Source organism: Panacagrimonas perspica (assembly GCF_004364935.1).
In the GTDB taxonomy this organism is placed as follows: Bacteria; Pseudomonadota; Gammaproteobacteria; order Nevskiales; family Nevskiaceae; genus Panacagrimonas; species Panacagrimonas perspica.
Window position 1 is genome coordinate 1,845,081 of record NZ_SOBT01000008.1, and the last position, 22,655, is coordinate 1,867,735.

Genomic DNA, 22,655 nt, shown 5'->3' on the forward strand with positions numbered 1-22,655 from the left:
TATGGGACGGCGCGGCCATACAGCGGATCAACCGATCCAGCCCCACTTGGCGAGCTGCATCTTGATCATCACGACGATGAAGTGGAATGCGGTCTTGACCTGTTCCCAGGTGCTCGGCTCGTAGCGCGCACGTTCGCGCAGGTAATGGCGCACCGCCTCGAGATCTTCGTCCTTGAGTTCGGCGAACGGCGGCATGCCGCGACTCTGCAGCGCGCCGTCGCGAACGATGGCCGCGAACGGCTCGGCCGTGAGGGGCACCGGCGACGCGCGCAGGTCCGGGGCATAGCCGCCAGCGACCGCGGCCACGCCATGGCAGATCGTGCAGTTCTGCCCGTAGACGCGGCGGCCGTACTCGACCTTCTGCGGGTCCACGATGAAGGCCGGATCGTCGACGATCTTCGCCTCGCCGGAGGGCGCCGCGGAGGGCGGCAGAGCAGTCTTGCCGTCGAGTGCGAACACCAGCAGGCGGCGCGAATGTTCGCGCCCGACCCAGCCGTGCTGCGCCGACAGCGTGCCCATCAGCATCTGGCCGCCGGCCCACCCGGCAAGGACCGCGACGTACTGCTTGCCGTCGAGCTCGTACGTGATCGGCGGCGCCTGCGTGCCGACGCCGAGGTCATGGCTCCAGAGTTCGGCGCCGGTGCTGGCGTCGTGCGCCACGAAGCGGCCATCGGCCTGCCCCTGGAACACCAGTCCCCCATGCGTCGAGAGCACACCGCCGCCGGTCGCACCCGGCGTGGGTACTCGCCAGATTTCCTTCTGCGTCGCCGGATTCCAGGCCAGCAGCGAACTGCTGCCAGCACTCTTCGGGATGTCGTCGAAGAACGCATGCACGCCCAGCGGACCCTCGCGCAGCGGGTCCCACGTGGCGGGCGTGATGCCGCGCGCGTCGTAGTAGCCGGCCATCTCGCGCGCCGGGATGTACGCCAGGCCGGTATCCGGGCTGTACGACATCGGCTGCCAGTTGTGTGCGCCGCCCGGCCCCGGCCAGATCATCGATTCGGTGCCGTCGTAGCGCGCGCCCTTCACTTCGACCGGCCGCCCGGTCGTCAGGTCCACCTTCTCGGCCCAGGTGACCTTCGCGATCTTCTCGGCCGAGATCAGCTTCCCGTTCTCGCGGTCGATGACGTAGAAGAACCCGTTCTTCGGGGCGTGCAGCACGACCTTGCGCGGCTCGCCCTCGACCTCGACGTCCGCGAGCACCATGTCCATCGAGGAATTGAAGTCCCAGGTCTCGCCGGGCGTGGTCTGGTAGTGCCAGACGTATTCGCCGGTGTCGGCGTCGAGCGCGACCACCGAGCACAGGAACAGGTTGTCGCCGCCACCGGGACTGCGCAGCGACTGGTTCCACGGCGAGCCATTGCCGGTGCCCAGGTAGATGCGGTTGAAGACCGGGTCGTAGGTCATCGCATTCCAGACCGTGCCGCCACCACCCTGCTTCCACAGCTCGCCGTTCCAGGTCTTGGCCGCCATCTCCATCGCCGGATTCTCGAAGCCCTTCGCCGGGTCGCCGGGCACCGTGTACCAGCGCCATGCCTGCGCGCCGGTCTCGGCGTCGTAGGCTGTGACATAGCCGCGCACGCGCCCGAAGTCGGCGCCGCCATGGCCGATCAGCACCTTGCCGTTGAACACGCGCGGGGCGCCGGTGATGTAGCGGTTGTCGCCCGGCTCGCCGGTCTGCGTCTCCCAGGCGAGTTGGCCGGTCTTGGCATCGACGGCCACCAGTCGTCCGTCCTGCACGCCGACGTACACCTTGCCCTTCCAGAACGCGATGCCGCGGCTGCCCCAGGCCATGCGCATCTTCTTCGGGTCGCACTTCGGGTCGTACTTCCACAGCAACTGGCCGGTGCGCGCGTCGACCGCGTGCACGACGCTGTAGCCCGCCGCGAAATAGATGACGCCGTCGACCGCCACTGGCGCCGTCGAGACGTTCCACATGTCCGGGAGTTCGAGCGTCCACGCCAGGCCCAGGCGCTTCACCGATTCGCGATCGATCTGGGCCAGCGGGCTGAAACGCTGCTCGCTGAAGGTGCGGCCCCAGGCCAGCCAGTTGCGCCCGTCGGCTTCGTCGGCGAGCGCGGCCTGGTCGACCTCGGCATGCGCGGTGGCAGCCGAGAGCAGCGAAGCACCGAGCGCGACTGCGGCGGCAAACACGCGCAGGCTCGCGGAACGGACGAAGGAAAACATCATCGGCACACCCCAGGACGGCGACTCCGCAAAACGGGAGTCTTGGTGTCGTCCAGTATTGCGCCGGGCTTCCGCGCCGCCCTACCCCGTTCGGCTGAACGGACCGGCAACCGGGATTTCCCGTCCATTCCGTAGCCCGGGTGAAACCCGGGGCTGTTGCTCTTGATCCGGGGAAAGCTCCCGGCGATTGCGCCCGGGCTACCGCAAGCGCGAAAGACAACGGCTAACGCGAAGGCGCAAAGGAATAAAGCAAGGACGCGAAGAAAACATCCTTTGCATCCGTGCTCCGCTTTTCTCTGCGCCTCCGCGTTCGCCCTTCCAAACCGCCCGTAGGCCCCGGTACTTGCAGGTTGCGCGGATACCGCCCGCCCACGTCGAACCGCGTCTGCGTGATCGGTCCGAGCGAGCAGCAGCGATGTCGCCCGGGTGAAACGCGAGGGCCTCCTTGAGGACGAAGCGCAACCCCGGGTTTCACCCAGGCTACGGATCAGCCGGGCTGGATGTTCTCGGCCACCATGCGCTGCGCGCCGGCGACGATCATGCGCAGCATCACGACGGTCTGCTCGAGGATCGCCGCGTGGTGTTCTCGCGGCAGATCGATCGCCGCGGCGCCCATCGCGAACACCAGCCGCGTGATCGCCTTGGCGGCGAGCGCCGGCTCCGCGATCGGGGCGTTGTTGACCTTCGCCAGGCGGATCAGGTCGACGCACAACTCGTCTTCGAAGAAGCGCAGTTCGCGCTCCACCGCGCGCTTGAAGGCCTCCGAACCGGTGTTGCCTTCGCGCAGCAGGATGTGCAGGAATTTTTCTTCCGCGCCGAGCTGCTCCATGAAGGCCTCGACCGAACTGCGGATCACGCTGCGGTCGACGGAGGCGCGGTGGCGGGCCTCGCCGATGATCTTGCGCAGCGCGCGGCCGGCGAGGTCGATCAGCGCAATGGCCAGCTCGTCGGTATCGCGAAAGTGCCGGTAGAAGCTGTTTGGCGCGATGGCCGCTTCGCGCGCGATCTCGCGCAGGCTCAAGGTCGAGATGCTGCGGTTGGGACCCACCAGGCCCAGCGCCGCGGCGATCAGGTCGTCCCGCGAGATCGAGGGCCTGCGACCGGCTGCGCCCGCGGCGGGCGGACGCGCATCCCGGGCTGAAGAAACACGTTTTCGGACAGGGGACTTCGTGGCCATGGGGCCATGATAGTGCGGCCAATAATATACATCTGTATAGACAAATGTACTCACGCCCGTATACTGGCGCTGTCCACTCCCGGACGGCCGTAGGCGTTCTTCGTCCCATGACCTCGTTGCGGCGCTATCTCCAGCCGCTGGTGTCTCCGCCGGTGTTCGACTTCTGGGCCAGCCGCTTCAGCCCGGCAGCGTCCTGGGATCGCGTGCTCGCCAAGGTCGTGGCCCGGCGCGTCGAATCGCGCGACGCGGTCACGCTCGAACTGCGCGCCAACCGCCACTTCAAGGGTCTGCGTCCGGGTCAGCACGTCAATGTCACGGCCGAAGTCGGGGGCGCCCGCCTCACGCGCAGCTACAGCCCTTCGCTGCTCAGTGCCGACGGACGTCGCCTCTCGATCACCGTCCGCCAGGTCGACGGCGGCAAGCTGAGCACGCAGCTCTGCCAGAACGCGCAGGTCGGTGATGTCGTCGAACTCGGCGCCGCTTTCGGCGACATGACGTGGACGGACACGGCGCCGGGCTCGCGTCTTTTGCTCGCGGCCGGTTCCGGCATCACGCCGATGATCAGCCTGATCCGCAGCGCGGTGACCACCGGCACCGCACTGGATGTCGATCTCGTCTACTGGGCGCGGCGTCGTGACGAACTGTGCTTCGTCGACGAACTGCGCGATCTGGCGACCCGCATGCCGGGCCTGCGCTGCCACTTCGTGCTGACGCGCGAAACCGAATTGCGCGACGGCGAACACGCAGGCCGCCCGAACCAGGAGTTGCTGCTGCGCCTCGTGCCGGACCTCGCACACCGACAGGTATTCGCCTGCGGCCCCGACGGCTTCGTCGAGACCGTGCGCGAGCTGCTGGCGACGCGCGTCGCGCAGTTCCACAGCGAGTCCTTCACGCCCAGGACCGTGCTTGCCGCGGCCACCGGAACCGTGCGCGTGGAACTGACGCGCTCGCGCCGGACATTTGAAATCCCCGCCGGCATGCCACTGCTGGCCGCACTCGAATCGCAGGGCCTGCGCCCGGCGTACGGCTGCCGCATGGGCCTGTGCAACACCTGCGCCTGCGGAAAATCCGCGGGCAGCACGCAGAACGTCGTCGATGGCTCCACCGACGCCGAACCCACTTCCGCGCTGCGCATCTGCGTGAACCGCGCCGCGTCCGATCTGATTCTCGATCTCTGAACGAAGACCACCTCAATGGCCTGCGCAACGAAATCCCTGTCTCCCGCCACGCTCGAAGCCTTCGGCGCCGAACTCGACGCACTGCGCGCGCGCACCGTCGCCAAGATCGGCTCCGAGGACGCGCGCTACATCCGGCGCGTCGTGAAAGTGCAGCGCTACTTCGAAGTGGCCGGTCGCGTGCTGCTGTTCGCCAGCATCTTTCCGCCGGCGTGGTTGCTCGGCACCTTGCTGCTGGGCCTGGCCAAGATCCTCGACAACATGGAGATCGGCCACAACGTCATGCACGGCCAGTACGACTGGATGCGTGACCCCCACCTCAACGGCAAGACCTACGAGTGGGACATCGCCGGCACCGGCGACAACTGGCGCAAGACGCACAACTTCAAGCACCACACGTACACCAACGTGCGCGGCATGGACGACGACATCGGCTACGGCCTGCTGCGCCTGTTCCCGGAGCAGCGCTGGCGTCCGTTCTATCTCGCCCAGCCGCTGGTCGCGATCATCTTCGCGCTGGCGTTCGAGTGGGGCGTGGCGATCCAGGACCTGGAGTTGGGCAAGTACTTCGCGGGCCGCAAGTCCAAGGCGCAGATGCGCGCCGAATGGCAGCCGGTGGCGCGCAAGATGCGCCGCCAGATCGTCAAGGACTACGTGATCTTTCCGCTGCTGGCCGGCCCGTTCTTCCTGCCGGTGCTGGCGGGCAACTTCGTCGCCAACATCATCCGGAATCTCTGGACGTACACGGTGATCTTCTGCGGCCACTTCACCGCCGACGTGCACCTGTTCCCCAAGAGCGTCGTCGACAACGAATCGCGCGGGCACTGGTACTGGCGGCAGATCCTGGGCTCGTCGAACCTGCGCGGCGGCAAGTTGTTCCACGTGATGACCGGCAACCTGAGCCACCAGATCGAACACCATCTGTTCCCGGACATCCCGGCGTGGCGCTACGAGGCCATCGCGCGCGAGGTTCGAGAGATCTGCGGCCGTTACGGCATCCCGTACAACACCGGCCGCATGTCGGTGCAGTTCAGCCAGGTGGTGTGGCGCATCCTGCGGCACTCGCTGCCGAGCCGCCCGGCACGACTGCCGTCAGTGACGCCCCTCGCAGCCTGAAGCCCCGTAGCCCGGACGCAGTCCGGGATCCCGCTCCGTCGATCGGCAAAAACCCCGGACTGCGTCCGGGCTACGGTGGACGTGGCGGCCTCCCCGTCCCCGGCGTATAACTCTCCCAGCCGCATCGACGGCAGGTCCACGCAGACCCTGGAGAGAGAACACGATGAGCGCCACGAACATCGCCACGGTGGAAGCCCCGCCCAAGGCACCCTGGATCCAGCTCGCGCTGGCCTTGTTCGTCATCGGATCGGTGTTCGCGATCTATCGCGTCTACCAGCACAGCACGGCCTTCACGCTGGGCCTCGACTACTTCTCCGAGGACTTCCAGACCTACTGGATGACGCTGCTCTACGCGCAGCTCCCTATCCTGACGCTGCTCGGCGCCGGCATCGTCGGCCGCCTGTGGTTCACGCGCGAACGTTATCCGGCCCAGGTCAGCGCGCGCGAGGAACTGCGCCGTCATTACGTGGTGCTGTCGCAGATCCTCGTGTTCGCGATCGTCGCGTATCTCACCGCTTCGATCTTCACCGAGGCCGACGCGGCCTGGCACCAGGTCACCGTGCGCGACACCGATTTCACGCCGACGCACATCGGGCTGTTCTACTTAGGCATCCCCTGTTTCATCATGGCCGGCATCGTGGCCTTCACGTATGCGCACACGCGGCTGCCGAAGTTCATCGAGCGCGTGTCGCTGCCGTTCGCGCTGGTCGTCGCCGGCCCGATCATGATCATGCCCAACCTCGGCCTCAACGAATGGGGCCACACGTTCTTCTACGCCGAGGAACTGTTCGCCGCGCCGATCCACTGGGGCTTCGTGCTGCTGGGCTGGGCGACGTTCGCGGCCGGTGGGCTGGTCGTGCAGCTGTTGACGCGCATCGTCGAACTGACGCGCGTGATGGACAAACCCGCGGGCTGAGCGGCGGGTCACTCGCGGACTTTCGCCACTCCACGAGCGAAGGCCGCACAGGGAGAAGCACCATATGGCGCAAGACGCCCCCGCAGCACCGGCGCCCACGCGAACCGCGGTGGCGACGAGCGCCGAACAGCGCCGCGCCTACATCCAGTTCGACCTGCTGATCATTCCGCTGATCGTGCTGCTGTTCATGGGCATCTTCAGCTTCCACTTCGCGCTGCTCGTCGGCGACTGGGATTACTGGGTCGACTGGCGTGATCGCCGCTGGTGGCCCCTGGTCACGCCGCTGGCGCTGTCCGTGCTGCCCGGCGTATTCGGTTACCTGCTGTGGGACCGCCTGCGACTGCCGGTGGCGGGCACCCTGACCATCCTGTGCCTGACGTTCGCGTCCTGGGTCAGCCGCTACCTGAACTTCCACCTGTTCGCGGATTTCCCGATGAACATGGTGTGGCCCTCCACCTACATCGCGCTGGGCCTGATCTTCGACTGCATCCTGCTGCTGTCGCGCAGCTTCTTCGTCACCGGGCTCTTCGGCGGCTTCCTGTTCGGGCTGCTGGTGTACCCGCTGAACTGGCCGCTGCTCGCACCGTTCCAGGTGCCGGTCGAACTGCACGGCACGATGCTCACCGTGGCCGACCTGCTCGGCTACGAGTACGTGCGCACGGCGATTCCGGAATACGTGCGCAAGATCGAGCAGTCCACGTTGCGCACTTTCGGCGAGGCGGTGACGCCGCTCACCGCGGTCTTCGCCGGGTTTCTGAACATCCTGAACACCTGGTTCTGGATGTGGATCGGATACCTCGGCGCCAAGTCCGTGTGGCTGAGGAAGATCACGTGATCGACGCCGCCGGAACACCCACCGCGGCGAAGCTGCGTTCGCGACGCGAGCGCCTGCGCCGCCGCACGCTGCGGATGCTCGCGCTCTTCTACGTGCTGATGCTGCTGCCGCTGGTGGCGGACGCGCACGGCGAACGCGCGCAGATGCCGCAGCTGCGCATGAGCACCGTGCACTGGTTCGACATCGAAGTGTCGACGACCAGGCTCGACGTCAACGACGAGATCGTCGTGAAGGGCAGCTTCATGCCCTCGCGCTTCTGGCCGGAGCACGTGGAATCCATCGAGGGAACGGCGTTCCTCAACATCGGCGTGCCGGGCCCATCGTTCGTGCGTCTCGACTCGCGGGTCAACGGCGTGCCGATGATCCGCTCCACGCGCTTCATGCGTGGCGAGCTCTACCACTTCGAGATGCGCCTGAAGGCACGCAAGCCCGGCCGCTACCACGTGCACCCGCTGATCAACGTCAAGGGCACCGGCCCGATCATCGGGCCCGGGCGCTGGGTCGAAGTCGGCGGCAACGCAGCGGACTTCCGGCTCGAGGCCACCACCCTGCTCGGCCAGAAGATCGATCTCGAACACTACGGGTTCGCCAATGCGGCCTGGTGGTCGCTGTTCTGGTTCGTCTTCGGGCTGTCGTGGTTCGTCTACTGGCTGCTCGAGTGCCCGATCGTGATTCCGCGCTTCAAGCGGCGCGACGAACTGGGCGTGGATGCCGACCAGATGATCACGAAGGCCGACCGCCGCTTCGCCTTCATCTATCTGACGCTGACCCTGTCGTTCATCGTCGGTGGCTACCAGTACGCCCAGGCGAGTTATCCGATCACGACGCCGCTGCAGACCGGCCGCGTCAACGTGCCGCCCGCGGAACGTCCCGCACCCACGGTGAAGGTGGAGATGGTCGAGGCGCGCTATCGCATTCCCGGCCGCAGCTTCCGCATCGAACTCAAGGTGACCAACAGCGGCAACAGCGCGGTCACCGTCGGCGAACTCGCGGCGGGCAACCTGCGCTTCGTCAACGCGGCGGTCTCGAAGGTCGTGCCTGCCGATGAAGACGATCTCGTGGCCGCCGACTCGCTGCGCGTGGAGAATGGACCGGTGCAACCGAGCGAAACCAGGAACATCGTGATCTATGCCGACGACGCCATGTGGGAGACGCAGCGCATGACCACGATGATCAAGTCGCCCGACGCCAACGTGGCCGCGATGCTGTTCTTCTACGGCGCCGACGGCGAGCGCCACATCGTCGAGATCGGCGGCCCGATGATCCCGGTGTTCGGCTGATGCGGGCACTGCTGGCGGTCCTGCTGCTCGCGTCGAGCACCGCGCTGCAGGCGCATGGTGGCGTCTCGATGGAAGACGACCACTGCATCATGCGCATCGGCCCGTACCGCGCCCACTTCACCGGCTACCAGCCGGAGACGCGCGCCACGCAGGAGTTCTGCGAAGACATTCCGGAGCTGGGCAAGGCGATCATCGTCGTCGACTTCGTCGATAAGGTCCTGCGCGAACAGAAGGTCGAGTTCCGCGTGCTGCGCGACACCCGGCAGCTCGGCAGGAAGGCGCGCCACGAAGATCTGGGAACACCTGCCGAGATCGATGCCGCGACCCTGTTCAAGGCCGACGCGCAGGCCTACCCGAAGGGCACGCTGACGTTCGAGCAGCGCTACGAACAGCCCGGCTGGTTCATCGGCATGCTCAGCGCCACCGATGCGGACGGCAAGACGCTGCACTCGGTGTTTCCGTTCCAGGTCGGCGTCTCGCACCCCTGGCGCTATGTGCCGGCCTTCGTCCTGGTCGTCGTCTTGAGCCTGTTGATCTACCGGCTGACGGGGCGCAACCTGCCCTCGCCCACTCCCGGAAAGAGCGACACCTGAGCCTCATGCATCGCCGAACGTCTGCTTTGCTTCGCCTCCTCGCGACCGTCGCGTTGTTCGCCGCGAGTCTCGGTACCGCCTGGGCCCACGCGGCGCTGACCAAGTCGAGCCCGGGCAACCGCGAAGTGCTGGCCAAGTCGCCGGCGAATATCCACCTGCAGTTCAACGAGAAGGTGGAAGCCAAGTTCTCGACGGTTTCGATCGAGGACGCCAAGGGCCAGAAGCTCGCGCTGCCGGCGCCCACCGCGTCGCCCGACGACGCCTACGGTCTCGACGTGGCCGTGCCGGCGATCCTCGCCGACGGTCGCTACACGGTGAAGTACCGGGTGCTGTCGCAGGACGGTCACGTCATCGAGCGCTCGTTCGCGTTCACGTTGAAGACCGCAACGAGCGAGTCCGCAGCGCCGACGACGCCGTGATCGAGGCCTATGCCGCGGGCGCTCGCGCGCTCGCCGTACTGGCCTCGGCTCACCTGATCGGCGTCACGCTGTTCCTGCTGCGGGCGGGTCCGCTTCCCGCAGGCGAAGAGCCTCGGGCCTGGGACCGCGGCCTGCGTCGCACCCTGCCCATCGCCGCGTTGCTGCTGTGCCTGGCATTGCTCGCGGTGCTGCACGCGCAAGCCTGCGGTGTCGCGGGTGGATGGGCGTCGCCCGACCTGATGGCGCAACTGGCGCGCGATACGGCGTATGGGCATTGGTGGTGCCTGCGTGCCCTGGGCGCCATGGCCGTCCTGTTCATCGCCTGCGTGGCCACCGCCACGCCCGCTCCCTTGCTGCGCGCTGCTGCATTGGTTGGCACCAGCTTCGCCGCGGCCACCACCATCGCGCTCGCACCGCTGACGGGACACGCGGCAGGCACGGAGCAGGCCGCCTGGCTGGTGCCCTTGCACATGGCGCATCTGCTCGCGCTCAGCGCATGGCTGGGCGCGTTGCCGGCGTGGATCGGTCTGGCTAGACGTGCCGCGCATGAACCGGATGCGCGCATTCGCGATTTCGTCGCGCGTGCGCTCGAGCGCTTCTCGCGCCTGGCGATGGCGTGCATGGCCGTCATCGTCGGCACTGGCGTCGTGCTCGCGTTCCAGTTCATCGACGACCAGGGCGACCTGCTGGGGACGCGCTACGGCCTGCTGTTGTGCGCCAAGCTGGTCGTGCTCGTCTTCGTGCTGCGCATCGCCGACGCCGTGCGTCGCCGCGTGCTGCCGCGACTGCGCACGGCCGAGGCGTCCGATGCGTTCGCTGCGGGCGCGACGTCCGTCCGCCTGGAATGGTGGCTCGCGCTCGGCCTGCTCGGCCTGGGTGCCACCCTTGCCCAGACCGTCCCGGCGATCCACGACCAGCCGTCGTGGTGGATGCCGGTGCGCCTGTCGTTCGAAGCGGGCTGGGCCGATCCCGCCACGCGCGTCGCGATCTGGCTCGGCGCTGCATTGATCGTCTTCGCCGCGGCGCTGATCGCCCCGATGAGACGCTCGCGCCCCTTGCGCATGGCCGTCTCGGTCATCGGCGTCGCCGGTGTCGCGACCGCGCTGTGGGGCCTGTCGGTCAGCGCGTTCCCCGACACCTTCCTGCGTCCACCGGTGCCCTATCTGAGCTTGTCGATCGACCAGGGGCGCCGCGCCTTCGAAGCCAACTGCACGGCCTGCCACGGCAGCGGCGGTCTCGGCGACGGCGCGCTGGGGAAGACGATGCGCAAGCCGCCGGCGAATCTCAGCGAACCGCACACCGCGCTGCACACGCCCGGCGACATGTACTGGTGGTTCACGCACGGCATGCCGGCGGGCCCGATGCCGGGATTCGCCGGCGTGCTCGACGACGAGCAGCGCTGGGACCTGGTGAATTTCCTGCGCGTGTTCTCGCAAGGCTTCCAGGCGCGGGTGCTCGGTCCCCGGGTCGTGCCCGGAAAACCCTGGCTGGGCGCGCCGGATTTCTACTACCAGACCGGCGACGGCAGCAGCGCGCAGTTCAAGGACCTGCGTGGCCGTTCGCCCGCGCTGGTGGTCTTCGACGTCGCGGAAGATCCGCTCTCCGTCGCCCGGCTCGAGGCGCTGCGTAACGCAGCAGATGCTTCGTTCACGCTAATCGTGCCGCGGAGCGAGGACGTCTGGCAGGCCTACCAGTTCCTGACGCGGACCCTGGCGGATCGCGGCGCCAGCGATAGGGTCGGTATGCCGCGCCGTCATGTGGAATTCCTGATCGACCGCTTCGGCTATATCCGCGCGCGCTGGATTCCGTCGGACGAGGCGGTGCCGTGGACCGCGTCGTTCGACGTGAAGGCCGAGGTTGCACGACTCGCGAGCGAGCCGCAGATCCTGCCGCCACCGGATCTGCACCTGCATTAATCCCGTAGCCCGGACGAAGTCCGGGATCCCGGCTTGAAAATGGGAAAAGCCCTGGGTGTAAACCTTATCTGCCAACAGGCACCCGAGCTGCACCAGCACGATCATCACCGTAGCCCGGGTGCAACCCGGGATCCCGCTCGCGAGAGGAGAAAAGCCTCGGGTTGCACCCGGGCTACGGTTGCTCCATGCGCAGACAGTCAGCCGCATCCAGGGCGATGTGGATGACGAGTCCCAGCCCCAGCAGCCGCGTCTGCGGCAGCACCAGCATCGCGCCGTACAACGCGATCGCCGGCGCGCGGTGCAGCGGATGAAAACCGATGCTGCAACGATTCGGCGCGTAGACCGGATCTGCCACCAGGTGATCGACGTCGATCATCCAGCCGCACAGCATCACGATCAGCGCACGCCGCCATCTCACGCGAAAGAACAGCAGCGCCACGGTCAAGGGCACGAAGAAATGCAGCAGCACGTGGACGGTCGGCCCGATGCTCATCGCAAGGCTCTCAGCACCTGATCGACACGCGAGGCCAGCGATCCTTCGACGCGCAACAGCTTCGCGTCGTGCTCCGACAATCGCTCCAGATACCAGGCGTGCTGCTCGGCCCTGAACGCCGCGTCGCGGCGCGTGCCGTCCTGCACGAACGGGAAATCGGGTTCGCACAGGACGTTCAGCGTGTAACGGCGCCGCGAAAGTTCGAGCAGCCGCGACGACGCGGCGCCGTGATCCTTCAGGCTGTAGAACAACGTCGTCAGCGGTGTCGTGTCGCAGACGATCGCAGCACCTGCGGGCGCGAGGGCAGCGGCACGGTACTCGCGCTCGACCTGCACCTCGGCCACGCGCTGCAGATCCTCATACGACAGCACGGCGCCGCCCTGCTCCACCCACAACTCGCGTCCGTATTCCTCGACCGTGACCGTGCCGAGCGCCTGCGCGACGGCATGTGCGAGGACGGTCTTCCCGCTCGACTCGCCACCCATCAGCGCGATACGCGGAACCAGGCTCGCGTAAACCTCCGGCGCCATCAGCGACCGCCCGGCGCGCGGGTCACGGCGCAAGGCCGTGCCCGACGCCGGCACCTGCGCTCGTGCCGGATCGACAGCGACATGGTCGACCGGATGCCCGAACTGCCGGGCCAGCGATGCCGCGAAACCTTCGCCGTACGCCTCGCTGGTGAACACCGCGTCCACACTCCCGCCGAAAAGCTCGCGGCAGATCCAGCCACAGAACTCGCGATGGTGTTCCTCAGGATCGTCGTTGCACGGCATCGCGGGCGCCGGCACCGATACACCCCGGCGTGCGCATTCGGATGGCACCTCGTCGGCACCCAGGATCAGCACATGAAGGTTCGCTGCACGCGACGCCGGATAGCGAAGACCAAACCAGCGCCGTCGCTCGGCCGGTTCGCAGCCGTCGAACTCGGGCCGCGTGTAGCCGAGCACGAACAACTCGTCGCAAACGTCCAGTGCCGTGTCGATGACGTGCTCGTGGCCGTAGTGCAGCGGACAGAATTTCCCGACGACCAGGCCCCGCGCATATCGCTTCACGTCGTGGGTCCCTGCGCCTGCATCAGCTTCCACCAGTGCCGCCACGACACCAGCGCGTTGACCCAGTACACCGCGTACAGCGCGGCCGTGACGTACAGGCCGCGGCTGGCGAACAGCGGCACGGCGACGGTGTTCACCAGCAACCAGATGGGCCAGTTCTCCAGACGCCGCTGCATCAGCAGAACCTGCGCGAGCACACTGAAACTCAGGACCATCGAATCCAGGAACGGTGCGTACGCGTCAGTCCAGACGTGCAGCAGCGCGCCGTAACCTGCCGCGGCGACGCCGCCGATCGCCGCCGACAGCAGGAACGCGGATCGCGAGATGCGCCGTATCGGCAAGGGCTGGCGATCGCGACCACCATGCAGCCAATGCCACCAGCCCACGATGCTGGCGGCGACGAAGAAGATCTGCAGGCTCGCATCCGCGTAAAGCTGAGCCTGCCCGAACACGACGACGAACAAGGCGCAGCCGACGATGCCGGTCCACCAGGTGTGCACGCTGTTGCGGCCGGCGAGCAGGATCGAAATCGTCGTCACGCCGTTCGCAGCGATCTCCAGCGGTCCCGTCACGTCGCCTCCGCGCCGACCAGCGCCGAGCTGTACTGCAGCACCTTGTCCTGCGCCTGCAGCACGGCGACGGCGATCGGCTGCGCGCCGAACAAGGGTTGCAGCGCCGCGCATGCATCGTCCGCAAGATCGAGTTCGCCGGGCGCGAGGCTCAGTTGCAGCTCTCCATCGGCGGCTTGGTGGAACGCGTAGCGCGACATCGGCACGCGCGCCAGCGCGTGACTGATGTCGATGTTGTTGAACCACGCGCCCTGGACGTTGCGATATCGCAACGGCCTGCGGCCGGACAAGCCGCGGATCACCGGCACTTCGCCTTCGAACGACAGCGCGCCGAAATCACCGGTGCGATAGCGCAGCAGCGGCAGGCAGAAATTGAAGCCGCCGCTGACGACGATCTCGCCACGCTCGCCGGGCGGCAGCGCCCGCCCCTGCGGATCCAGGATCTCGACGTGCAGCCGCGGCTGCAGCAACACATGCCCGCCGGCACGCGCGTCGAACACCGCGATCGGACCGACCTCGTTCATCGAGTAGATGTCGAGAACCGGGCAACGGAACCGATGCTCGAGACGCTCGCGCAAGGCCGGCGACAAGGCCATCGATACCGACACCAGGGCGCGCGGCCGCAGGGTCACCGGCAGATCGAGCAAGGTCGTGAACGAGATCGGATCTCCGGCGACCACCTCCGGTTCGAGCGCGTCCAAGTAGCGCGCGCGATCCGCCGGATCGCGCCAGTCGTCCGGGTGCAGGTTGATCTTGGCCAGGCCCGACTCGTCCATCTGCGGCGTCACCGAGACGTAGGTGAAGCAGCGCTGCTGCATGCCCAGCAACACCACGCCCACCTGGTCGCGACCATGTCGTAGTTCGATGCCGAAGCGCTTCAGGGCGCGCTTGTGGAACACCAGGTAGCGCGCCGCCACCTGCGGATGCGAGGCGATCAGCAGCGGGTGGCCGGTGGTGCCGGTGGTGCGGAAGTTGATCAGGCGGTCGATCGGCACCGCGTCCGGCACGAAGCGCGCGATGTCGGCGGCAAGGTCCGCGCGCGACGTGGTCGGCAACTCTTCGAAGCTCGGCGGCGGTGGACCGAGCGCGCGGAAGTGCGGCACTTCGGAAAAGGTTTGCTCGACGAAGGCCTGCAGCCACTCGGGCTCGCCGTCCGGAGTCGACCGGACCGGCGCGGACAGCGTCGCTTGCTCGAACTTGCGCAGCGCATCGAGATCCGCGGCCGTGAGCCGGTTGCCGCTCTGGTTGCGATAGATCGGCGCGGCCGGGTGCTCGCGCAGGCGCTGCAGCATGCGGCGCCCCGCCTCCGTCAACGTCGGGTAGCGTGCATCGTCGTCCAGGCCGTCGCCGTCCGGCGCGAGCGCTGCGCTCACTCGCGCGACCACTTGTCCGCGGACTCCTCGGCGGCCTTCTTCGCCAGCGCTTCGCGAATGGCACGGGCACGCGCTTCCGCGGCGCGGCTGGCTTCGAGCAACCGACGCCGCTCGACCACACTCAAGCTCGCCAGGCGATCCGTCGCCTGCGCCAGGGTTTCGCCTTCCGGCCGGCGATCGAGCCGGGCCAGCACGACTCTCGCGAGTTCCTCGCGACGGTCCGGATCCGTCTGGAAGCGCGCCACGGGCGTCGACTTCGCGAGCTCTTCGGCGCTGCCGTCGAGCACCGTCAGCAGCGCCGGCAACTCCAGCTTCACCGACGTGAACCATTCGTCCGACATCAGCCAGCACAGCATCGCGACCAGTTGCAGGCGATTGCCGTCGGCCTTGGCGTCGCGCGACGTGAAGCGCGACAGCACGGATTCCGATGCGCGATGACCGAGCCGCGTCAGCAGATCATTCACCAGCGCCGCAACATGGACGCGCCCGCTCGCCCCGATATGCGGCGCCTCGAGGAACTCGGGCGGCGTGTCGAGCAGGCGACGGTTCAGTGATTCGATGGGGGGGCCGATCTGCTGCATGTCAGGCGCTCGCGAATTTCGCAAAGACGTGATTCGAAGGGCAGTCACCGCAGGCTGCGGCCGCCGCACGGGCTCGCGAGGCGCGGAACCGTCCGCGCAGCGCGACGAGATCGTCCACCGTCCCGAGCTCGTCCACCGGCACGCCGTACTCGGCGGAGCTGAAACTGCAGGGCGCGATGCGACCCGACTCGTCGACGAACAGGAACTGCTCGCCCGGCGCGCAATCGGCAACCGGCAGTGCCTGCTGTCGCGCGCTGGCCTCCAGACGCTCCAGGTACGTCGCGCTGCCGCAGAGCTTCACGCCGCGTGCCGCCAGGCGTTCGCGCAGCGGCGCCAGCAGCTGGCGCAGCGATGCGACATCGGCCAGCCGCAGACCGTGATCGGGAAAGAACTCCGGACGATCGCGCCCACCGAGCTGATTGAACGTGATCTCGTCGATACCCCAACCCGCGAGTTCGTCGCACAGATCGGAAAAGAGCGGCAGGTTGTCGCGCATCAGCACGACGTTGGCGCGCAGCTTCAGCGACGCGTTGCCCTCGCGACGACGCCGATCCAGCGACACGACGCCCTCGCGCAGCCGTTGCCACAGACCCGCCCGACCCCGCATCCGGTCGTGGAACGCGGCGGGTCCGTCCACGCTCACCGTGAATTCCGAGAACGTCTGCACGATCTGCTCGATGACCGGCGCCCGGTGTAGTGCGCTGCCGTTGCTGGTCGCGCTCAGCTCGATTGCGTGGACGTCGCGCAGTTCCTGCGACAGCGCGAACAACGACGGCCACAGCAGCGGCTCGCCGCCCAGCCAGCTCAGCATCACGCGCTCGCCGGTCCGGCGGTGGCACAGGCCGAGCAGACGGGCGAAGCGGCGCACCTGCTCCGGATCCGCGGCGTTGCGGCTGCGCTCGACGCGCCGGTCATAGGCGCAGAAGCCGCAGGCCAGATTGCAGACTTCGGTGACGCGCCACAGGACGATCACGACACGTCCCGGTAGTGACGTCGCGAGAAGCGCTTCGCGAAGCCGAGCAGGTCCGGCCAGTCCTTGATGGTCTCGATGACCCAGCCCTGCTCGTTCTGCGCGCGCTGCAGCGCGGCGTCCGGACGTCCGAACAGGTTGAGCACCATCGTGCCGCCGCCACGGGCGCGGGCCAGCGCCTGCGCCGAGACATCCCAGCCGCTGTTGCCGCGCTCGTCGCGGTCGAACATCGTCGTGATGCCGTCGTCCGAGATCATCAGGATGTGCGCAGGACGATCGCGCTCGGTGCGCCGCGCGAACGCGTCGCGAAGCTGGTGGATCGGAAACGCCGTGGCGCCGCCGTAGAAGCCGGTGAGCACGCGCAGGATCGCGTCTTCGCTGCGCACGAAACCGTCGGTGTGCATGAACTGGTTGGCGCCGCTCCACAACGTGGCCTGCACGCGCGCGCCGGCACGCAGCGCCGACAGCACGATCACGGTGCCGGCCAAGGTCAGCCACGAGGTCTGCTGCTGCGGGTTGGGCATCGAGCCGGAGCTGTCGACGTACAGATCCAGATCCAGCGGCACCGGATCGCGCTGGATGTCGGGCGCCACGCCATAGACGCGCCGGACCGTGCTCAGGCCTGGAATCAGGCGCGGCGACTGCATCACGCTCTGCATCGCGTCGAGCGTGTCGAGCGCATCGCCGATGTCCCAGGGTTCGAGACCCTCCATCTGCGGCTCGAGACTCTGCGGAGCGGGACGGCTCGGAAACGGAATGCGATGCGGCAGCGCGCGCTCGCGGTAGTAGCGCACGGCGATGTCGTGATCATCGAGTTTCAGTCCGGCGGCACGCAGGATCTCGCCGTACTCGAAAGGTTCGCGGCACTGGCCTGGCGCGTTGGACGTGCGCGTGGACGCAGCGGGCCCTGGCCTGTCGCCCTTCGAAGCCACCGGCTCGGATTCCTCCTCGCCGGTGATGCGCGGATCGTTGGCGGGATGCACCACGCCGTCGATCTCGTCCTCGTCGATATCGAGACCGCCCTGCGGCTGCGTGCCCTGCGCCGCGTTCTGCATGTCGTGCCACTGCGCCATCGCCTTGCGCGCCTCGTCGTCCTCCACGAGGTAGGGCAGCACCAGCGAGGCGAAGCGCCCGGCGCCAGCGAGCCAGTCCCGCGCGTAGACGCGCACGACGCGCGAACCGAGCCAGGCGTCGGCATCGATCGTCGCGTCGCGTTCGGTGACGCCGCCGAGTTCACCGCGATCCAGCTTCCACAGCAGTTCGTAGATCCGCAGGTACAGCGTCCACAGGCGGCCGGGACGCGACTTCTCGCCGCCTTTTTCGATCGCCTCGTGCAGGCGCCGATACACCTCGCCCATGCGCAGCCGCGATTGCCGTTGCAGGCGATCGTTGATGTGCAGGTCGGTGTAGAGGTTGGCGATCATCGGCGCATGCCGCTCCAGCGTCGGCAGCGCGCGACGGATGCGCGCCAGCAGGCGGAAGTGATCGGTGCCGTTGGCAGGCGCGTAGACGTGATGGCCGATCTCGTGCGCGAGGATTTCCAGCGCATAGTTCTCGAGACCCAGCTTCTTCACCGATTGCAGGTCCACGACGACGCTCTGGTCGACGAACCGGATCATCGCGAAGCTTCCGCTCAGGCCTTCGGCTTTGGCCTGCGCCGTCGTGGCGCACAGCAGCGGCGCGTGCAGGCGCGTGAAGCGGCTCCACGTCGCCAGCGCAGCCGGCCACGCGGCGAGCCATGCCTGTGCCAGCGTCGGCGGCGAAGGCGCGGTTTCGGGCACGTCGGGGTTCACGCCGACGCAGGCATCACGCGCGGACGAACCCGCAACGCGTAGCTGTACGGCGAACTCACGGCGATCGAATCCTCGGTCGCCGCCACCTCGAGTCCGGCCTCGGGCAGATCCAGGGCCCAGGTCGATCCGCCGACGCGCAGCGCTCCCTTCACGATGCTCGCGGGCGGCGCGTAAGGCGCGGGCCGATCACGCGGCGCGCTCTCGAATTCCGAGACGCCGGCGGGATGCAGCGACCAGCCGTAGACGTCGAGCCGCAACAGGAAGCAGCGCTCGCCGCTGCGCAGCAGGAAGCCGTCGCGACCCGCGCGGACCTGCGGCGGCTCGGTGAACGCCCCGCCGTAACCGGTGAACGCGCCGACGTGGAAGCCTTCCCACCGGCGTTCGGCCACGGCCGGATCGGGCGACCACCAACGTTCCTGCGCGAGCCGAGTGCGCATCGCCGGCCAACTCGAATCCGCCGGAGCATTCAGGGCTGCCACGGCGAGATGTGGGGGCAGCCGGTCCAGCGCCAGCAGCGCGCCTTCGCGGTAATGCGCCAGGCCCGCCGTCCAGGCCAGTACCTGGCCCAGCGCCAGCAGTTCGTCGTGCGATGCCGCGAGCGCGCCGAACCGGCACATGCGCTCGACCCATTCGCCGCCTCGCGCATCCGGTGTGCGTTCGAGATTGATCGCGGCATTCGACAGCGCCGCGATCAGCGGGCCCGGTGCAGCGGCCACGCGCGCCGGCACTGCCGGCAGGATTTCGCGCCAGGTGCGGTCGAGCAGCACGTTGCGCCGATCCGGCCCGACCAGGCCCTGCGAGACCAGCGCCAGTGCCGCGTCGAAGGCCGCGACTGCGACGGCCGTGATCGCGTCGGGCGCCCGTGCTGCAACGGCCTCGACCAGCGGCCCCACCCGTTCGCGCAGAAAGCTGGAGAAGACCTCGGCGTCGAAACGCGGCGAGCGCGAACGAGCCTGCGCGACGCGCGCGTTGAACGCAGGACGCCCTTCGGCGAGAACCCTGGCGAAGGCGGGCGCGCTCGCCATCACTGCGCGCGCAGCCAGTGCAGGTAGTTGGTGTAGCGCTGGTGCAGGTACTTGAGCTTCAGCAGATCGTCGTACAAATGTCCGTAGAGTTTCTTGCCGCGCACGCGCTCGGCGACGAGCTGCTCGATGCGCACCAGCCGCGCGCGTGTCTCGCGCTCCGACAGGTCGTCGAGTCCGCGATCGAACTCCGCGCCGAGATTTCCGACGGGATCGTCGCGATCCAGGTCGAGCCGGTCGTATTCCTCGCAGGACAGGTCGAACAGGCGACGCAGCCAGCCCAGGCGATCGGTCTTGTACGCGCCGTTCTCCGGCAGCGCGAAGAACGGCGCCTCGAGATCCGGGTGCAGCTTGTCCTGCAGCACGAAGGGCAGCACCTGACGCAGGTCTTCGAGATCCACCGACGGATTGCCGCGGAAGAAGGCCAGGCCCTTCGAATAGATCATCAAGGTCATCAGGTTTCGCACCGACAGGCCGTTGCGGGTCTGGCAGCCGAGATCCTTCAGGCGATCGCGGCCGTCGTCGCCGGCCGTGATCTCGCTCCACTCCACGCCGGACAACCGCGCGACGTCCTTGGTCATCGTCTCGAACTGCGCGCCCGCGCCTTCCATCAGCTCGAACTGGCTGGCGAAGAATTCCAGCCGTCGCCGCACCGGCACCGGCAGCTCGACGGCGCGGATCTGGCTGCCCAGGCGATCCACCTCGGCCTCGGTGAACACGATCTCCTGTGGCACCAGTTCCTCGGGCTTCAGGTTCTGCTCGATGCGCGACAACAGCTGCTCGAGGAAACGCGGGTTGAACGCGAGCGCTGGCACGACGACGTCGATGCGATCACGCAAGGCCTCGATGACCTGGTACGTGCCGCCGCCGCGATCGTCGTTGGCGGTGAGGTACCAGGCCGATTCGGGGCATTCGAAGATGTGGTTCAGGACCTCGGCGTAGTTGTCGCCCATCACCGTGAGCAGCGCGCTCTGCGTGCGCGTCGGGATGCGGTTGTACTCGTCGATGATCTTCACGCGCATCGACAGCCAGTTGCGCCAGGCGATGCGGATGGCGTCCATCGACTGCGCGTTGACCAGGTCCGCCGGCAGCGGGTTGCCGAGCAGGTCCGCGATCGTCATCTGCGGATGGCCGTGCTGCATGGCGCGGCGCACGTCACGCAAGGGATAGCCGGCGAGCACGCCCATCAGGATCGCGCTGGCGGTCTTGCCGCGGCCGGGGCCACCGACCAGCAGGCATTTGCGGCGCGTGGCGAACGTGAGCAGCGGCAGCAGCACGTAGCTCGAATAGCTCTGCGCCGAAGGCAGGGTCAGCGGCCGTTTGCGGTCACCGACGACGTAACTCTGCGGCGGGCCCTCGTTGTACTCGACGTCGTAATGCGGGCTGATGATCGCGCTGTTGACGATCCAGAAGTAGGCCTGGCGCAGCTTCTCGTCCAGCGGCGTGGCGTCAGTCGGGGCGGCCGCGCCCGTCTCAAGAGGTCCCTCGTACAACGAGGCCACATCGAACGCGCGGGGCGCCGGCTCCGCCGGCCTCGGATTGGTCGGCGCGCGCGACACGCGCTGGAACGGTTTGAACGGATTCACGGACGGGCTCCCTTTGCGGCTGGAAGTGTAAGCGAGCGTAGGGCGCGCCCCGCGCATGCACGCTTGCCGGCCCACGCCGCCCCCGTAGGCTGGGTTGAAGCGCAGCGAATCCCAGCGGTGACGTCGTAAGCCACCAGCAATGCTGGGTTTCGCTTCGCTTCAACCCAGCCTACTTGGAGACCGGGGAATGCGGACGTACACACGGGCGCAGGTCGCCGGGGGAAGCTACTTCTTCACCGTAAACCTCACGCAACGGGGCTGTAACGATCTGCTGGTTCGCCACGTCGCCCATCTGCGCGAGGCGATTCGCCTGACCCGCCGCGATCGCCCGTTCGAGATCGAGGCGATGGTGGTGTTGCCCGACCATCTCCACAGCCTTTGGCGTCTGCCGGAACACGACGCGGATTTCTCCACGCGCTGGCGTCTGATCAAGGCCCGCTTTTCGCGATTCATCGCACCTGGCGAATGGACTTCGGCCAGCCGGCAGCGGCGTGGAGAACGCGGTATCTGGCAGCGGCGCGACTGGGAACATCTGATCCGCGACGAACGCGACTGGCGCAACCACGTCGATTACATCCACATCAACCCGGTGAAGCACGGACTGGTGGCACGCGCCATCGACTGGCCGCATTCGAGCCTGCATCGCTTCGTGCGCGATGGGCGCTGCGATCCAACCTGGGCTGCCGAGCCGTTCATCCTCGATATGGACCGCGAATAACGAGCTTACGTAGGCTGGGATGAAGCGAAGCGAATCCCAGCGGCAGGCCTATAGATCGCAAAGATGCTGGGTTTCGCTGCGCTTCAACCCAGCCTACCTCCCCTATTTGGCGTTACCGCTCCCAAATACCTTCTTCAACACCTCGCTCGTACGCGCCGCCGGATTGGTGCGGATCGCCTTCTCCTCGTCGGCCACGCGTAAAAACAGACCATCGAGCGCCTTGCCGGTGACGTACTCGTTGACGTCGGCCTTGGCGCCGGCGAGCTGGGCGAACGGCCCGGCCTTGGCCATCATCTTGTCGTACTGCTGGATCAGCCCGGCCTTGGCCGTGACCTGGGTCACCAGCGGCTTGAACTGGATGCGCAGCGTCTCGCCGGTGGTCTTGCGGAAATACTGCGTCGCAGCGTCCGGCGGACCCGACAGGATGTTGCGGGCATCGGTGATCGTCAGCTTCTGCACCGCCTGCGAGAACACGTCGGCCGCCACCGGCACCGACTTCTCGGCAGCCCGGTTGAACGCCAGGTGCAGCTCATCGATGTTCGGGCCGTAACCGCCCGCCCGCAGCAGGGTGTCGGCCTGCACGATGGTCTTGGGCAGCGGGATGCGGAACCGCGTGTCGGCCCAGAAGCCGTCCGCCTTGCCCAGCTGCAGCACGGCGTTCTTGGTGCCCTTGGCCAGGGCCTCGCGCAGGCCCTGCACGATCTCGGAGTCCGCGAGCGCCGCGGCCTGCGGATTCTTCGACATTGCGTCCGCGGCCTGCTTGGCCATCTCCTTCCATCCCGCCGCCCAGGCCGTGCCGCCCAGTCCCAGCGCAAGTGTGGCGGCCGCGAGGAACATCGAGGTCTGGCGCTTCATCGGCAAAGTTTCCGGGCGTGGTCGACCCC

The 22,655-nt window shown here is 67.6% G+C and carries 21 protein-coding genes; 9 read left to right on the forward strand and 12 right to left on the reverse strand.

Features of this window, described 5'->3' with window-relative positions:
• Positions 1–27 precede the first annotated feature (27 nt).
• Together DFR24_RS08390 and fabR are read right to left on the reverse strand one after the other, a co-directional pair.
• Positions 28–2,190, reverse strand: coding sequence for a PQQ-dependent dehydrogenase, methanol/ethanol family (locus DFR24_RS08390; RefSeq protein ID WP_246051558.1), 2,163 nt, complete (start codon positions 2,188–2,190; stop codon positions 28–30).
• A gap of 484 nt (positions 2,191–2,674) precedes the next feature.
• Complete coding sequence (fabR, locus tag DFR24_RS08395; RefSeq protein ID WP_133880824.1) at positions 2,675–3,364, reverse strand: HTH-type transcriptional repressor FabR; 690 nt, start codon at positions 3,362–3,364, stop codon at positions 2,675–2,677.
• Positions 3,365–3,471: 107 nt separating this feature from the next.
• Between fabR and DFR24_RS08400 the strand changes: the two genes are divergently transcribed.
• The 8 genes from DFR24_RS08400 to DFR24_RS08435 all read left to right on the forward strand — a co-directional run bounded on the left by DFR24_RS08400 (position 3,472) and on the right by DFR24_RS08435 (position 11,614).
• Positions 3,472–4,542, forward strand: coding sequence for a ferredoxin reductase (locus tag DFR24_RS08400; protein WP_133880825.1), 1,071 nt, complete (start codon positions 3,472–3,474; stop codon positions 4,540–4,542).
• A 15-nt stretch (positions 4,543–4,557) separates the two neighbouring features.
• The gene (locus tag DFR24_RS08405; RefSeq protein ID WP_133880826.1) at positions 4,558–5,655 is read left to right on the forward strand and encodes a fatty acid desaturase family protein; all 1,098 of its coding nucleotides are present in this window, start codon (positions 4,558–4,560) and stop codon (positions 5,653–5,655) included.
• A gap of 163 nt (positions 5,656–5,818) precedes the next feature.
• A complete protein-coding gene (locus DFR24_RS08410; protein WP_133880827.1) occupies positions 5,819–6,571 on the forward strand; it encodes a methane monooxygenase/ammonia monooxygenase subunit C in 753 nt (250 codons plus the stop codon).
• Positions 6,572–6,635: 64 nt separating this feature from the next.
• Positions 6,636–7,406, forward strand: coding sequence for a methane monooxygenase/ammonia monooxygenase subunit A (locus DFR24_RS08415; RefSeq protein ID WP_133880828.1), 771 nt, complete (start codon positions 6,636–6,638; stop codon positions 7,404–7,406).
• On the forward strand, positions 7,403–8,686 hold the full coding sequence (gene amoB / locus DFR24_RS08420; protein WP_133880829.1) for a bacterial ammonia monooxygenase, subunit AmoB: 1,284 nt from the start codon (positions 7,403–7,405) through the stop codon (positions 8,684–8,686). Before DFR24_RS08415 ends, amoB begins: the two co-directional genes overlap by 4 nt.
• Positions 8,686–9,279: a hypothetical protein gene (locus tag DFR24_RS08425; protein WP_133880830.1), complete on the forward strand. Its 594-nt coding sequence runs from the start codon at positions 8,686–8,688 to the stop codon at positions 9,277–9,279. The genes amoB and DFR24_RS08425 overlap by 1 nt, the downstream gene beginning before the upstream one ends.
• A 26-nt stretch (positions 9,280–9,305) precedes the next feature.
• Positions 9,306–9,698 carry a copper resistance CopC family protein gene (locus tag DFR24_RS08430; protein WP_162851108.1) on the forward strand — a complete coding sequence of 131 codons (393 nt, stop codon included), beginning with the start codon at positions 9,306–9,308 and terminating at the stop codon, positions 9,696–9,698.
• On the forward strand, positions 9,695–11,614 hold the full coding sequence (locus DFR24_RS08435) for a CopD family protein (RefSeq protein WP_133880832.1): 1,920 nt from the start codon (positions 9,695–9,697) through the stop codon (positions 11,612–11,614). Before DFR24_RS08430 ends, DFR24_RS08435 begins: the two co-directional genes overlap by 4 nt.
• Before the next feature lie 172 nt (positions 11,615–11,786).
• Here the strand turns inward: DFR24_RS08435 and DFR24_RS08440 are convergent, their stop codons facing one another.
• The 9 genes from DFR24_RS08440 to DFR24_RS08480 are packed head-to-tail and all read right to left on the reverse strand — an operon-like array spanning position 11,787 to position 21,053.
• Positions 11,787–12,107 carry a DUF6122 family protein gene (locus DFR24_RS08440; RefSeq protein ID WP_133880833.1) on the reverse strand — a complete coding sequence of 107 codons (321 nt, stop codon included), beginning with the start codon at positions 12,105–12,107 and terminating at the stop codon, positions 11,787–11,789.
• Positions 12,104–13,159 carry an AAA family ATPase gene (locus DFR24_RS08445; protein WP_133880834.1) on the reverse strand — a complete coding sequence of 352 codons (1,056 nt, stop codon included), beginning with the start codon at positions 13,157–13,159 and terminating at the stop codon, positions 12,104–12,106. Before DFR24_RS08445 ends, DFR24_RS08440 begins: the two co-directional genes overlap by 4 nt.
• Positions 13,156–13,731 carry a nicotinamide riboside transporter PnuC gene (gene pnuC, locus DFR24_RS08450; protein WP_246051559.1) on the reverse strand — a complete coding sequence of 192 codons (576 nt, stop codon included), beginning with the start codon at positions 13,729–13,731 and terminating at the stop codon, positions 13,156–13,158. Before pnuC ends, DFR24_RS08445 begins: the two co-directional genes overlap by 4 nt.
• Positions 13,728–15,101, reverse strand: coding sequence for an AMP-binding protein (locus DFR24_RS08455; protein WP_210772278.1), 1,374 nt, complete (start codon positions 15,099–15,101; stop codon positions 13,728–13,730). The genes pnuC and DFR24_RS08455 overlap by 4 nt, the downstream gene beginning before the upstream one ends.
• Positions 15,098–15,682 carry a hypothetical protein gene (locus DFR24_RS08460; RefSeq protein ID WP_133880836.1) on the reverse strand — a complete coding sequence of 195 codons (585 nt, stop codon included), beginning with the start codon at positions 15,680–15,682 and terminating at the stop codon, positions 15,098–15,100. Before DFR24_RS08460 ends, DFR24_RS08455 begins: the two co-directional genes overlap by 4 nt.
• 1 nt (position 15,683) lies before the next feature.
• The gene (locus tag DFR24_RS08465) at positions 15,684–16,655 is read right to left on the reverse strand and encodes a radical SAM protein (protein WP_162851109.1); all 972 of its coding nucleotides are present in this window, start codon (positions 16,653–16,655) and stop codon (positions 15,684–15,686) included.
• On the reverse strand, positions 16,652–18,433 hold the full coding sequence (locus DFR24_RS08470) for a hypothetical protein (protein ID WP_211346592.1): 1,782 nt from the start codon (positions 18,431–18,433) through the stop codon (positions 16,652–16,654). The genes DFR24_RS08465 and DFR24_RS08470 overlap by 4 nt, the downstream gene beginning before the upstream one ends.
• A gap of 8 nt (positions 18,434–18,441) precedes the next feature.
• Positions 18,442–19,470: a hypothetical protein gene (locus DFR24_RS08475; RefSeq protein WP_133880838.1), complete on the reverse strand. Its 1,029-nt coding sequence runs from the start codon at positions 19,468–19,470 to the stop codon at positions 18,442–18,444.
• A complete protein-coding gene (locus DFR24_RS08480) occupies positions 19,470–21,053 on the reverse strand; it encodes an AAA family ATPase (RefSeq protein WP_133880839.1) in 1,584 nt (527 codons plus the stop codon). Before DFR24_RS08480 ends, DFR24_RS08475 begins: the two co-directional genes overlap by 1 nt.
• A gap of 187 nt (positions 21,054–21,240) precedes the next feature.
• On the opposite strand from DFR24_RS08480, the gene DFR24_RS08485 reads away from it, so the two are divergent.
• Entirely contained in the window at positions 21,241–21,771 is a 531-nt protein-coding gene (locus DFR24_RS08485; protein WP_133880840.1) for an REP-associated tyrosine transposase, read from the forward strand.
• Between the two features lie 102 nt (positions 21,772–21,873).
• Here the strand turns inward: DFR24_RS08485 and DFR24_RS08490 are convergent, their stop codons facing one another.
• A complete protein-coding gene (locus tag DFR24_RS08490) occupies positions 21,874–22,626 on the reverse strand; it encodes a DUF4197 domain-containing protein (protein WP_162851110.1) in 753 nt (250 codons plus the stop codon).
• Positions 22,627–22,655: the final 29 nt, after the last annotated feature.

Coding starts and splice junctions, on each gene's coding strand:
- DFR24_RS08390 (WP_246051558.1), bottom strand. CDS start 2,190: ATGATGTTTTCCTTCGTCCGTTCCGCGAGCCTGCGCGTGTTTGCCGCC.
- fabR (WP_133880824.1), bottom strand. CDS start 3,364: ATGGCCACGAAGTCCCCTGTCCGAAAACGTGTTTCTTCAGCCCGGGAT.
- DFR24_RS08400 (WP_133880825.1), top strand. CDS start 3,472: ATGACCTCGTTGCGGCGCTATCTCCAGCCGCTGGTGTCTCCGCCGGTG.
- DFR24_RS08405 (WP_133880826.1), top strand. CDS start 4,558: ATGGCCTGCGCAACGAAATCCCTGTCTCCCGCCACGCTCGAAGCCTTC.
- DFR24_RS08410 (WP_133880827.1), top strand. CDS start 5,819: ATGAGCGCCACGAACATCGCCACGGTGGAAGCCCCGCCCAAGGCACCC.
- DFR24_RS08415 (WP_133880828.1), top strand. CDS start 6,636: ATGGCGCAAGACGCCCCCGCAGCACCGGCGCCCACGCGAACCGCGGTG.
- DFR24_RS08425 (WP_133880830.1), top strand. CDS start 8,686: ATGCGGGCACTGCTGGCGGTCCTGCTGCTCGCGTCGAGCACCGCGCTG.
- DFR24_RS08440 (WP_133880833.1), bottom strand. CDS start 12,107: ATGAGCATCGGGCCGACCGTCCACGTGCTGCTGCATTTCTTCGTGCCC.
- DFR24_RS08460 (WP_133880836.1), bottom strand. CDS start 15,682: ATGCAGCAGATCGGCCCCCCCATCGAATCACTGAACCGTCGCCTGCTC.
- DFR24_RS08475 (WP_133880838.1), bottom strand. CDS start 19,470: ATGGCGAGCGCGCCCGCCTTCGCCAGGGTTCTCGCCGAAGGGCGTCCT.
- DFR24_RS08485 (WP_133880840.1), top strand. CDS start 21,241: ATGCGGACGTACACACGGGCGCAGGTCGCCGGGGGAAGCTACTTCTTC.
- DFR24_RS08490 (WP_162851110.1), bottom strand. CDS start 22,626: ATGAAGCGCCAGACCTCGATGTTCCTCGCGGCCGCCACACTTGCGCTG.